This window comes from Nocardia sp. BSTN01 (assembly GCF_015354405.1).
Taxonomy (GTDB): domain Bacteria; phylum Actinomycetota; class Actinomycetes; order Mycobacteriales; family Mycobacteriaceae; genus Nocardia.
Map to the genome: position 1 here is coordinate 18,295 of NZ_JADKYP010000036.1, position 12,295 is coordinate 30,589.

Genomic DNA, 12,295 nt, shown 5'->3' on the forward strand with positions numbered 1-12,295 from the left:
AGACCGGGACGTGCTCATGTGCATCACCGTATCGGGCATCTCGGACCACACAGTGAGGGCATATGCCTTCAGTTGACCGGTCGTGGTGGTGCACAATGTGGGGCATGTCTGTGGTGCAACCGGCCGAGGTCGAGCGCGAGGTCGTCGATTTCGCGGCCGTCGGCGAATGGATGGATGAGCAGGGCCTGCCCGGCGGTGACTTCGAGGATGTGACCTCACTCGGCGGTGGCACCCAGAACATCATGCTGCGGTTCCGCCGGGGTGGTCGCGATTTCGTGCTGCGCCGCGGGCCGAAGCATCTGCGTCCCAAGAGCAACGACGTCATCCGCCGCGAATCCCGCCTGCTCGGCGCGCTGGCGGGCACCGGCGTGCGCGCCCCGCGGGTGATCGCCGCGGGGGCCGACGAATCGGTGATCGGCGCGGTCTTCTACCTGATGGAGCCGATCAGCGGCTTCAACCCGCAGAACGAACTACCCGCCCTGCACGCCGGCGATCCGGAGGTGCGGCGGCAGATGGGACTGTCGGCGGTCGAGGCCATCGCCCGGCTCGGATCGCTCGACTACGAGGCGCTGGGCCTGACCGATTACGGCAAGCCGGACGGTTTCCTGGAACGTCAGGTGCCGCGCTGGCTCGGCGAACTCGAGTCCTACAGCAGCAACGACGGCTACCCCGGCCCGCAGATTCCCGGGGTGGACCGGGTCGGGGACTGGCTCGACCGCAACCGGCCCGCGCAGTGGCGGCCGGGCATCCTGCACGGCGACTGCCACCTCGCCAACATGATGTTCTCCTACGACGGTCCCGAGGTCGCCGCCATGGTCGACTGGGAGATGTCGACGATCGGTGATCCGCTGCTGGATCTGGGCTGGCAGATCGCCACCCGGCCCGAACCCGGAACCACCGGCGCCGCCCTGGTCGGCAAGCTCGGCGCCGCGGGCGGCCTGCCCACCGCCGAGGAGATGATCGCCCACTACGCGACCTTCTCCGACCGCGACCTCGGCCACGCCACCTGGTACACGGTGCTGGCCTGCTTCAAACTCGGCATCGTGCTCGAGGGCACGCACGCCCGCGCCTTCGCCGGCAAGGCGCCCAAGCAGACCGGCGATTTCCTGCACGCCATCACGCTGGAACTGTTCGAGAAGGCCGCCCGGCTCTGCGAATGAGCCGATGTGGCACGGCGTCAGCCGGCGTCGAGCAGGTCGGCGACGATGGCGAGATCCTTGTCGCCACGGCCGGACAGGCACAGCAGGATCAGCGCGTCCTCGGCGATCGCGCCCTGTTCGGCCGACTCCAGCAGATATCCCACGGCGTGCGCGGATTCGAGCGCGGTGATGATGCCTTCGGTACGGCACAGCGTATCCAGTCCGCGCAGCGCCACCGCATCGGTCGCGACGGCGTGATCGATGCGGCCGATGTCCTTGAGATGGCTCAGTTCCGGGCCCACCCCCGGATAATCCAATCCGGCCGCGATGCTGTGGGTTCGCGCGATCTGACCCTCGTGGTCCTGCAGGACGTAGCTGAACGAGCCGTCCATCTCACCCGGTGTGCCCGCGCTGAGCGTGGCCGCGTGCTCGCCCGTGTGTAACCCGCGGCCCCCGGCTTCCACGCCGATCAGCCGCACCCGCGCATCGCCGGTGAACGCGTGGAACATGCCGATGGCGTTACTGCCGCCGCCCACGCAGGCGATGACGTGGTCGGGCAGCCGCCCCGTCGCCGCCAGCAGTTGTGCCCGGGATTCGATGCCGATCCGGCTCTGATGGTCGCGCACCATGCGCGGATAGGGTGCGGGCCCGGTGGCGGTGCCGAACAGGAAATGCGTGCTTTCGGTGTGTGCCACCCAGTCTCGCACCGCCTCGGTCACCGCGGCCTTCAGGCGGCGGTCACCGGAGCGAACGGCGCGCACGTCCGCCCCGAGCAGGCGCATCCGCACGACGTTGCTCTGCTGACGGGCCATATCGTCGGCGCCCATGTAGATCACACACGACAGTCCGAGCATCGCGCAGACGGTCGCCACCGCGACGCCGTGCTGCCCCGCCCCGGTTTCGGCGATGATGCGGGTCTTGCCCATCCGCACGGCCAGCAGCGCCTGCCCGAGCGCATTGTTGATCTTGTGGGCGCCGGTGTGCGTCATATCCTCGCGCTTGAGGAACACACGCACCCCGGGCACTCCCAGCGCCCGCGCGAGCTGCGGCGCCGCATGCAGCAAGGTCGGCCGGCCGACGCGCTCGCGCAGCAACCGGTCGAGTTCGCGGTGGTATTCCGGATCCGCCCAGGCGGTTCGATGGGCGTTCTCCACGTCGGTGAGCGCCGCCATCAGTCCTTCGGGAACGTAACGCCCGCCGAACGCGCCGAATCTACCGGGGTCTCGGATGCCGTCCCGAGTGGTGGCGTGGGTTGGCCTGTGTCCGATCACCATTCGCATCCGCGCTTTCTCCTCGCCGTCCGGCTCGGACAGTGTGTGCGATCCGCTCGCACACCTGGTCACCTGCCGGCAACGAGTGAGTTAACAGCACGGAAGAGGTCATCGTCAGTGGTGGTAAGTCGGCGCGGGTGGCGAGATCAGCCGCAGCGGAGTAGTGCCTCCCGGACGGCACGGGCGCGCGCATCGTCGAGGACGGCGGTGCCGAGGCGGTTCATCACATAGCCGAAACCCAAACCCGTTGCCGGATCGGCGAATCCGAACGAGCCTCCGTAACCGGTGGTGCCGTAGGCGCGCTTGTCGCTGCCGAAGCGGAAGCTGCCACAGGATTTGCGGAACCCCAGGTGGTAGCGGCTGCGGGTGAGCAGCACCAGATCGTCGGCGGGCACGTCGTCGACGGTGTCGGCGGTGGCCAGGCGGTCGAGAATGCCCGGTGCGATGGGCAATTCACCGGTGCGTCCCGCCGCCGCGCCGTAGACCCGCGCCAGGGAACGCGCCGTGCCCACGCCGCCCGCGGCCGGGCTCTCGACGCCGAGGAATTCGCGGCGGGTGGCACGTTCGGGCGCACCGGTGCGGGGGCTGCTCAAGGCGCGATAGGTCAGACCGCGTCGTAGGAACATCTGAATCGCGATGCGCAGCGGCACGTCTCGCTCGTACCGCAGCAGGTCCAGCCCTGAGGTCGACGCGAGCGTGGCGATGCGATCGAGGGATTGTTCCTCCGGCAGTCCGATGAAGAAGTCCAGTTCGAGCGGGCCGGCGAAGTCCTCGGCGAAGACGCGGCCCAGGGTGCGGTGCCGCGGATCGACGCGGCGCAGCAGTTCGCCCTGATACAGCCCGGCGGTGATCGGGTGGTAGCCCTGCCGGGTGCCGGGACTCCACAGTGGTCTCTGGTCGGCCAGGATCTCCGCGAGCCGATCCCGGTCGGCCATATCCGACAGCCGCACCACCCGATCCAGCACCGGCAGGCCCGCGCGGTGGTCGAGCAGCTGCCGCACCGTGATCGATCCCTTGCCGTGCGCGGCGAATTCCGGCCAGTACTGCGCGACCGGCGCCTGGTAGTCGAGCACCCCGCGCGAGACGGCACTCGCCACGGCGAATGCCGTCATCCCCTTCGTCGAGGAGAACACCGGAACCATGGTGTCGCGCTCCCACGGCAGCTGTCCGCGGCGATCGCGGAACCCCGCCCACAGATCCACCACCGGCCGGTCCCCGTCGTAGACGGCCACGGCCGCCCCGATTTCGCCGAACCGGGCGAAGTTGCGCCGAAACGCGTCCGCGACCGGCTCGAAACCGCTCGCCACCTCACCGTGTACCTCAGCAACCTCGCCCATAGTGCAACCGATGGTAACGGTCATCGCCGCGGCGTCGTACGGTGTCCACCCGGATCGGAATCGATCAGGCGGCGTGGATTCGGGAGCTGTCCGCGAAGTAGTCGAGGACGGCGCGATGCCACTCCTGCGGCGCCTCCTGCATCAGCACGTGTCCCGCCGCCACCTCGACGTAGTCGGCGCCCGGAATCGCCGCCGCCAGCTCACGCGAATTGGCGGGATCGACCAGCAGATCGGCCGTGGCGGCGATGACCCGGGTCGGCACCGCGACCCGTGGCAGATCGGCGCGGGTGTTCACCCGGGTCACCAGATCAGCCTGCGCCGCCGCCCCGCCCGGAACCTGGGCCGCGATCTGCGCCAGATACTGCGAAAACACCTCGTCCGGCAGCGAATTGGTGAACGCGGCACTGTATCCGGACAGCAGCACTACGCGCGCGAACGCGTCGTGATCGCGGGCGGCGAGCGCACCGAGCCACAGATCCAGCGCGAGCCGCGCCCGATGGTCGGCTCGCGCCAGCCCGGCCGCGAGCACCAACCCGGTGACCCGATCGGGATGACGCACGGCGGCGCGTACCGCCACCGCCGTGCCCAGCGAGAATCCGATGATCGGGAACCGCTCGGCGCCCGCCGCCACGGCCTCCTCGACCAGTGCGTCGGCCAACCCGTCGAGGGTCAGGACGGTGTCGTCGGCCGGATAGTCGGAGCCGATCACGGTGTGCCGCTCGGCGAGCAAAGGGATCAGAGAACCGAAGTTGGCCTCGATCCCGCCGCCCGCGCCGTGCGCGAGCACGACCGCGGGACCGCTGCCGGTCACCGATGTGGACAGTGAAATGTTGGTCATGGCCGCGACGTTAGGGATTGACATGAGTGTGAAGGTCAAGTCCGGGAGGGTGCGGTGCTGATCGGCGAGCTGGCGAACATCACCGGCGTCAGCACCCGCCTGCTGCGCTACTACGAGGAACAGGGACTGCTGAGCGCCCGCCGCGACGGCAACGGCTACCGCGTCTACGCCGACGACGCACCCCAGCGGGTACACCGCATTCGCGAGTTGCTCGCCGCCGGACTGCCGACCAGCGCCATCCGCGAACTGCTGCCGTGTGCGACCGCCACGGGCTTGCAGCACTGCGATCACACCCGAAAGATCGTGCGGGAGGGCCTGTCTCACCTCGACGCGCAGATCGCCGAGCTGACCCGGCGCCGCACGCTGCTGGCCCGTCAGGACGAGCAACTCGTGGCCGCGCCCTATCGCAGCGACGGCCCGGCGTAACCGGCCTCCCCGCGGCGGCGGGCTCGGGCCCTTCTCGTAGGCTCGGTGCCGTGCGAGCACTGGAACAGATTCGCGACTGGCCCGTCCGGCACGCCGCAGCGGGCGTCGTCGATGCTCACGGCGTGGCCGGCACCGAGGGAGACCTCGACCGGGTATTCGCCCTCGCCTCCGTCACGAAACCCCTTGCCGCCTACGCGGTTCTGGTGGCGGTCGAAGAAGGTGCGATCGAACTGGACCAGCCCGCCGGCCCGCCCGGCTCCACCGTGCGGCACCTGCTGTCGCATACGGCCGGACTGGCCTTCGACACCACCGTGATCATGGCCGAGCCCGGGCAGCGCCGCATCTATTCCAGCGCCGGATTCGAAGTGCTCGCCGAGTTCCTCACGCGCGAGACCGGAATCGAATTCCCCGAATACCTGAGGCAAGCGGTATTCGAGCCACTCGGAATGAAATCCTCGGTCTTGGCCGGATCCGCCGGGCACGCCGCCCGCTCCACGGTGAACGATCTGCTGCGTTTCGCCGCAGAATTGCTGAACCCGATCTTGATATCCGGTGACATGCTCACCGCGGCGACCTCCGTGCAATTCCCCGGCGTCGGCGGAGTACTTCCCGGATACGGATCGCAGCGCCCCAATGATTGGGGTCTGGGATTCGAGATCCGCGACCACAAGACTTCGCATTGGACGGGGGGAGCCAACTCGCCGCGAACCTACGGGCATTTCGGGCAGTCGGGCACCTTCCTGTGGGTGGATCCGGAGATCGAGGTGGCGTGTGTGGCGTTGAGCGACGAGAATTTCGGCGATTGGGCCCGAGCGGTGTGGCCGACGCTCAGCGATGCCGTCATCGCCGATATGCAGCGGATTCGCGACACGGCAGAAAAGTAACAGCCGTAACATCGGGCACTCCAGTAAACTCGGGCAACGCCTGCGCTCGACGGGATGTTGGGGAAGACGTCCAATGTCGAGGCTGGAGGTGTACAGGTGCGCGCATCTGATCAGTTCGCGGATGTGACGTGTGGTGTGGTGTACATCCACGCGTCACCGGCCGCGCTGTGCCCGCACATCGAATGGACGCTTTCCTCCACTCTGAAATCACCTGCGTCGCTGCGCTGGACCGCCCAGCCGGCCGCCGCGGGACAACTGCGCGCAACCACCGACTGGGTGGGTCCGGTCGGCACCGCGGGGCGAATTGCCAAGGCGTTGCGGGATTGGCCGGTGTTGCGCTTCGAAGTCACCGAGGATCCCTCCGAAGGTGTCGATGGCGAACGCTACAGTTTCGTTCCCGGCCTCGGTTTGTGGACCGGTGCGATGAGCGCCAACGGCGATGTCATGGTCGGCGAGATGCGCCTGCGGGAAATCGTGCGCTCGGCCCGGGCACGCGGCCGCCACGGTGACATCTCCGCCGATATCGATCGCGCCCTGGGCACCGCCTGGGACGACGAACTCGAACCCTTCCGGACCGGCGGCGAAGGCGCCGAGGTCACCTGGCTCCGCCGCGACGTCGGCTGAGCCCCGCACCGATCGGGACAAACACGACGGGTGGCCTCCGTTAGGGAGACCACCCGTAATGCGTTGGCGCCGAAGGCTTTACAGCGGGATGTTCTTGTTGTGGCTGGGCTGCGCCGGGGCCGAGGCCAGCGCGGCGGCAATGGTGGACCGGGTCTTGGCGGGGTCGATGACCTCGTCCACGACGCCGATGGACAGGGCCCGCCCGACGCCGCCGGCGATGGTCTCGTGTTCGGCGGTGAGGCGCTCGATCAGAGCCTCGCGCTCCTCCTCGGGGGCCTTCGCGATGGCCTTCTTGTGCAGGATGCCGACCGCGGCCTTGGCGCCCATCACGGCGACCTCGGACTCCGGCCAGGCGTACACGGCGGTGGCGCCCAGCGAGCGGGCGTTCATCGCGATGTAGGCGCCGCCGTAGATCTTGCGGGTCACCAGCGTGACGCGCGGAACGCGGGCCTCGGCGAAGGCGTGCAGCAGTTTCGCGCCGCGGCGCACCACGCCCTCCCATTCCATGCCGACACCGGGCAGATAGCCGGGCACGTCGGTGATCACGACCAGCGGAATGCCGAAGGAGTTGCACAGGCGCACGAAACGCGCTGCCTTCTCGGCGGATTCGCTGGTGAGGCAGCCGCCCATGCGCAGCGGGTTGTTGGCGAGCACGCCGACCGTGCGACCACCGAGGCGGCCGAGACCGGTGACGATGCTGCGGGCGTAACCGCCCTGCATCTCCTCGAAGGAGGATTCGTCGTCGCCGTCCGGCGAGGGGATCTTGTCGAGCAGCTCGCGCACGACCGGCTTGACGTCGTAGGCGCGCTTGGCCGACTCCGGCAGCATCGCCTTGAGGTCCACATCGCCGTGGGCGGCGGCGGACAGATCGAATTCGCCCTGTTCGGCGAACATCGAGACCAGGCGGCGGCCGCGGTGCATCGCGTCGTTCTCGTCGTCGGCGACGATATGGCACACACCGGACTTCTTGCCGTGGGTCTCGGGACCACCGAGGGTCGCCATGTCGACGTTCTCACCGGTGACCGACTTGACGACATCCGGACCGGTCACGAAGACGCGGCCCTCGGGCGCCATGATGACGACGTCGGTCAGCGCGGGACCGTACGCGGCGCCGCCGGCGGCGAAGCCGACCACGATCGAAATCTGGGGGACCAGGCCCGACGCGCGAACCATCGCCTCGAAGACGGTGCCCACCGCGTGCAGTGCCTCGACGCCCTCGGCCAGGCGCGCACCGCCCGAATGCCAGATGCCGACGACAGGAATCCGGGAGTCGATGGCGGTATCGATCGCGTCCACGATGTGCTTGCACCCGTCGACACCCATGGCGCCACCCATCACGGTGGCATCGGAGCAGTACGCGACGGTGCGCACGCCGTCGACCTCACCGATGGCGGCCAGCACGCCGGACTTGTCGCGGGGGTGGAGCGGGAGGACGGTGCCGGGATCGAAGAAGCGCTGCAACCGACCCAGCGGATCCCGGGGATCGGTCGTGGCGTCCGCCTGCGCGGGGGCCATGATGGTCATCGCGGTCTCTCCTCGAGGGAATGTGGAGTCGCTGACGCGGCTGCGAAGATGAAAATCCCGGTGGGGCTTTTCGACGAGGGGATCTGCCTTGGCCGAAAAGCCCCACCGGGTTCGCTGAAGTTGTCGACAGACGTTGTCGACGAGTCGGATCAGTACCGTCCGAAGGCGAGCGCCACGTTGTGGCCGCCGAAACCGAACGAGTTGTTGATCGCGTACTCGATGTCCTGGCGACGGGCCTCACCGTGCACGACATCCAGGTCGATCTCCGGGTCCTGGTTCTCCAGGTTCAGCGTGGGCGGAACGATGCCGTCGCGAATGCTGAGCACTGTGAGTACCGACTCGAGGGCGCCCACAGCGCCGATCGAGTGGCCCAGGGCGGACTTGGGCGCGTAGACCGAGGCGTGGGTTCCCACGGCCTTGTGAATCGCGTTCGCTTCCGCGGTGTCCCCGATCGGGGTGGCGGTCGCGTGCGCATTGATGTGCGTGATGTCGGACTTCGACAGTCCGGCGGTCTGCATGGCGCGCTCCATGGCGCGCGCCGCACCGGCACCCGTGGGGTCCGGAGCGACCAGATGGAAGCCGTCGGAGGTGATGCCGGCACCGAGCAGGCGAGCGTGGATGGTGGCTCCGCGCGCTTTGGCGTGCTCTTCGGTCTCCACGACCATCAGCGCACCGGCCTCGCCGAAGACGAAGCCGTCACGATCCTTGTCGAACGGCCGCGACGCTCCCTTGGGGTCGTCGTTGCGGGTGCTCATCGCACGCATCATGGAGAACGCGGCGATCGGCACGTCGGAGATGTAGCCCTCGACACCGCCGGTGACGACCATGTCGGCGTCGCCCATGACGATCATCCGCCACGCGTTGGCGATGCCCTCGGATCCCGACGAACATGCCGAGACCGGGGTGACCACTCCCGCCTTGGCCCCCAGTTCGAGGCCCACGACAGCGGACGGCCCGTTCGGCATGACCATCTGAACGGCCAGCGGCGAGATCTTGCGGTAGCCGCCGTTCTTCAGCTTGTCCACCGAGTCGATGAGCGCGTCGCCGCCGCCGAGACCGGTGCCGATCGCCACGGCCAGGCGCTCGGGGTCGACCTCGGGGCTGCCGGCGTTCTTCCACACCTCGCGCCCCAGCACCATCGCCAGCCGCTCGACATATGCCATGCGGCGGATCTCGACTCGGCTGAGCAGGGTGTCCGGCGAAACCTTCAGGTGGCCGCCGATGCGAACCGGGAGGTCGTATTCCTCGATGAAGGAATCCTCGAGAACGTCGATGCCGCTCTCGCCGTTGAGGAGTCCCTTCCACGTCGCATCGACGTCACCGGCGATCGACGTGGTCGCCGCGAGACTGGTGACGACTACGTTGGGGAAGTTCCCGTTCAAAGTGGAAGGAGTGGTCACAGTGTCGGCCTTACTGGGCGTCGAACTTGGCCTTGAGCTCCGCGGCGATCTCGGAATTCTCCGCCTCGAGCTTCTGGACGTAGGCGACCGAGTCACCGACGGTCTTCAGGCTGGCGAGATCCTCGTCCGGGATCTTGACGCCGTACTTGTCCTCCATCTGCACGGCGATCTCGACCATCGACAGTGAGTCGATGTCCAGGTCGTCGACGAAGGACTTCTCCATCGTCACCTCGGAGGGCTCGATGCCGGTCACCTCTTCGATGATCTTGCCGAGCTCTTCGACGATCTGTTCCTGGGTCAGAGCGGCCACTTGGTGGCTCCCTTCTTGTTCCTTCGTTGGTCCGACGTGAATCGGAGGTCCGATTATTTCTTCGGTACGAGGTGGACGAATGTTTCGTCCTGCTCGCTCACGGTCGCGTCACTGCGAGCCGCGAGGAAAGCTAGCCGGTTGCCGAGAGCTCGACAAACGCGGGGATGTTCTCGGGGGTCTTCAGCGCCAGATTCGGGGTGCCCTTGAGCTCCCGCTTGGCGATGCCGACCAGGGTTCCGGCCGGTGGCAACTCGGCCACCGCGGAAACCCCTGCCGCGCGAACGGTTTCGGTGCACAGATCCCACCGGACGGGCCGGGTCACCTGTGCCGCCAGCTTCTCGATGGCGTCTTTGCCCGAGTCGACCGGCTTGCCGTCGTAGTTCGACAGCAGGGTACGGGTCGGCTCACCGGGGACCATCTGGGAGATGGCTTCGGCCACGGCGTCCTGGGCGGGTGCCATGAACGCGGTGTGGAAGGCCCCGGCGACGGGCAGCGCGCGAATCCGCGCCTTCTCCGGCGGGTTCGCCGCCAGTTCCGCCAACGCATCCAGCCGGCCTGCCGCCACGATCTGACCGACCGCGTTGCGGTTGGCCGGGACCAGGTCGAGCTCGGCGAGCCGGTCGAGCACGGCGGCTTCGTCGCCACCGAGCACGGCGGACATACCGGTCGGAACCAGCGCACACGCCTTCGCCATCTCCTCACCGCGGATCGCGGCCAGTTTCACCGCGTCATCGGGGGAGACGACGCCGGCGACGGCTGCGGCGGCGAGCTCGCCGACCGAATGTCCGGCGACGATGGTATCCGCCGGAACCGCTTCGTGCGGAATCTCGGCGAAAGCCAGCAGCGCGGCGGCGACGACCAGCGGCTGGGTCACCGCGGTATCGGTGATCTCCTCCGCGGTGGCCGTGGTGCCGAGGCGGAGCAGATCCAGGCCGGAGGCCTTGGACCACAGTTCGAGGCGGTCACGCGCGCCGGGAAGATCGAGCCATGGCGCGAGCATGCCGGGTGTCTGAGAGCCCTGTCCAGGGGCGAACAACGCGATCACGCCTCTAACAAAACACCGTGAGGGGGCTCTGGGGAGATGTCGGCGCCGATGATGTTTGAGCGACGCTTTTGTGTGGACCCCACAAAACGGCACGTGGGTCGTCGCGATCGACAGCGCCCCGATGTCCGTTACAGGCGATCTTCGTAGAAAGTTGCCGACGAGTCTTCTGGGGCAGGTGTTGACGATTCGTTACGGGTTCGTGTCAAACGACCTATCGTTGCCGCGATTCGGAGCACATAGGCGTCACGAGGATTCATCGGATCCCGGCCCGTGACCTCGGCGATGCGCTTGAGCCGATAGCGGACCGTATTTGGATGAACGAACAGCTGCCGGGCACATGTCTCGACCGCTCCACCGCAATCGAGGTAGGCGTCGAGAGTGTCCGACAAGGCCGACCCGGCGGCGGCCAACGGTAGCACAAGATACTCGTTCAGAGCGTCGACCGCAGCCCGATCGCCGAGCAGTGCTCGCTCGGGCAGAAGTTCGGAGGCGTGCACCGGTCGCGGCGCCGCCCGCCAGCCCACCACGGCTTCCATTCCGGCCATCGCCTCCACCGCGCTGACGTGGGCCGCGGACAGCGTGCGCGTGGTCGGGCCGATCACCACGGGACCGTCGGAGAACGCTTCGGCGAGCAGATCCATCAGGAACGGCGAGGGGTAGCCGGTGTCACCGAGATTGCCGCTGACCACCATCACCAGCCGCGAACCCTGCACGACGGCCAGTGCCGCGCGGCCGTGCCGGGCGGCGATGACGTGCACCGAACTCACCACGGCCACTTGATCTTTCGGCGGCGTACCGACCAGCACCGTCGCCGCAGCGGTGGCGTCCCAGTTCAATGTGGCTGCGCGCGAGAGCATTTCGGCGCCGGTGTCGCCGCGCACCACGGCGTCGACGACCAGCGCCTCCAGACGGGTGTCCCAGGCACCGCGGGATTCGGCCGCCGAGGCGTAGACCGAGGCCGCGGCGAAACCGAGTTCGCGGCCGTAGCGCAGCACCGCCTCGGTGAGCGCCACCAGCTGGCGGTCGTTGCGGGCCAGCGCCGGCAGCCACTGCTCGAAGAACTCCATCGCGACGCGGACCATGTCGACGGTCTGACGCAAGGTCAGCCGCCGGGCCAGATCCTGCGGGATCACCTGGAACGCGTCGAGGCTGAAGCGGATATCGCTTTCCGGATCCTGCAACCACTCCAGGAAATTGACCACGGCGGTCTGCACCAGCATCTGCACGCCCGCGCGCTGGGCGGCGTCCAGGTCGCCGAAGAACGGTAGCCGGTCCTCCATCGAGGCGATCGCCTCGGTGGACAGCCGCCCGGAGAATTGCTTCACCCTCTTGAGCAGGGTGTCCGGCAGCGGATCGCGGGTTTGCCGATTGGGTGACAGGGCACCGGTCGGCAGATAGACCTCGTGCTCGGACGACCCCTCGGAAACCCGGCGAGGCCGCGGCGGTTTACGTTCCACTGTTCAATATTCCGTCATCGCGCTGGTCGGTCTCCGCAAC

The 12,295-nt window shown here is 68.0% G+C and carries 12 protein-coding genes; 4 read left to right on the forward strand and 8 right to left on the reverse strand.

What is annotated here, in order from left to right; all coding sequences use genetic code 11:
- The first annotated feature begins 95 nt into the window (after positions 1–95).
- The gene (locus IRT45_RS24765; protein ID WP_194808284.1) at positions 96–1,160 is read left to right on the forward strand and encodes a phosphotransferase family protein; all 1,065 of its coding nucleotides are present in this window, start codon (positions 96–98) and stop codon (positions 1,158–1,160) included.
- 17 nt (positions 1,161–1,177) lie between these two features.
- Here IRT45_RS24765 and trpB read toward each other — a convergent pair whose 3' ends face one another.
- The 3 genes from trpB to IRT45_RS24780 all read right to left on the reverse strand — a co-directional run bounded on the left by trpB (position 1,178) and on the right by IRT45_RS24780 (position 4,585).
- Positions 1,178–2,413 (reverse strand): tryptophan synthase subunit beta, encoded by a 1,236-nt coding sequence (gene trpB / locus IRT45_RS24770; protein ID WP_194808316.1) that lies wholly within the window; start codon positions 2,411–2,413, stop codon positions 1,178–1,180.
- A gap of 143 nt (positions 2,414–2,556) precedes the next feature.
- Positions 2,557–3,747, reverse strand: coding sequence for a serine hydrolase domain-containing protein (locus IRT45_RS24775; protein ID WP_194808285.1), 1,191 nt, complete (start codon positions 3,745–3,747; stop codon positions 2,557–2,559).
- 64 nt (positions 3,748–3,811) lie between these two features.
- Positions 3,812–4,585: an alpha/beta fold hydrolase gene (locus tag IRT45_RS24780; protein ID WP_194808286.1), complete on the reverse strand. Its 774-nt coding sequence runs from the start codon at positions 4,583–4,585 to the stop codon at positions 3,812–3,814.
- Positions 4,586–4,639: 54 nt separating this feature from the next.
- Between IRT45_RS24780 and IRT45_RS24785 the strand changes: the two genes are divergently transcribed.
- The 3 genes from IRT45_RS24785 (at position 4,640) to IRT45_RS24795 (ending at position 6,519) form a co-directional block, all read left to right on the forward strand.
- Positions 4,640–5,011: a MerR family transcriptional regulator gene (locus IRT45_RS24785; protein WP_194808287.1), complete on the forward strand. Its 372-nt coding sequence runs from the start codon at positions 4,640–4,642 to the stop codon at positions 5,009–5,011.
- Between the two features lie 50 nt (positions 5,012–5,061).
- Positions 5,062–5,895, forward strand: a complete 834-nt coding sequence (locus tag IRT45_RS24790) for a serine hydrolase (RefSeq protein ID WP_194808288.1) — start codon at positions 5,062–5,064, stop codon at positions 5,893–5,895.
- A 96-nt stretch (positions 5,896–5,991) separates the two neighbouring features.
- A complete protein-coding gene (locus tag IRT45_RS24795) occupies positions 5,992–6,519 on the forward strand; it encodes a DUF3145 domain-containing protein (RefSeq protein WP_062999500.1) in 528 nt (175 codons plus the stop codon).
- 78 nt (positions 6,520–6,597) lie between these two features.
- On the opposite strand, the gene IRT45_RS24800 is transcribed toward IRT45_RS24795, so the two are convergent.
- The 5 genes from IRT45_RS24800 to IRT45_RS24820 all read right to left on the reverse strand — a co-directional run bounded on the left by IRT45_RS24800 (position 6,598) and on the right by IRT45_RS24820 (position 12,255).
- The gene (locus IRT45_RS24800) at positions 6,598–8,043 is read right to left on the reverse strand and encodes an acyl-CoA carboxylase subunit beta (protein WP_194808289.1); all 1,446 of its coding nucleotides are present in this window, start codon (positions 8,041–8,043) and stop codon (positions 6,598–6,600) included.
- 149 nt (positions 8,044–8,192) lie between these two features.
- Positions 8,193–9,443 carry a KasA/KasB family beta-ketoacyl-ACP synthase gene (locus IRT45_RS24805; RefSeq protein WP_194808290.1) on the reverse strand — a complete coding sequence of 417 codons (1,251 nt, stop codon included), beginning with the start codon at positions 9,441–9,443 and terminating at the stop codon, positions 8,193–8,195.
- A 10-nt stretch (positions 9,444–9,453) separates the two neighbouring features.
- A complete protein-coding gene (gene acpM, locus IRT45_RS24810) occupies positions 9,454–9,753 on the reverse strand; it encodes a meromycolate extension acyl carrier protein AcpM (protein ID WP_194808291.1) in 300 nt (99 codons plus the stop codon).
- Between the two features lie 130 nt (positions 9,754–9,883).
- On the reverse strand, positions 9,884–10,798 hold the full coding sequence (locus IRT45_RS24815) for an ACP S-malonyltransferase (RefSeq protein WP_194808292.1): 915 nt from the start codon (positions 10,796–10,798) through the stop codon (positions 9,884–9,886).
- A 128-nt stretch (positions 10,799–10,926) separates the two neighbouring features.
- Positions 10,927–12,255, reverse strand: a complete 1,329-nt coding sequence (locus IRT45_RS24820; protein ID WP_309241142.1) for a helix-turn-helix domain-containing protein — start codon at positions 12,253–12,255, stop codon at positions 10,927–10,929.
- Positions 12,256–12,295: the final 40 nt, after the last annotated feature.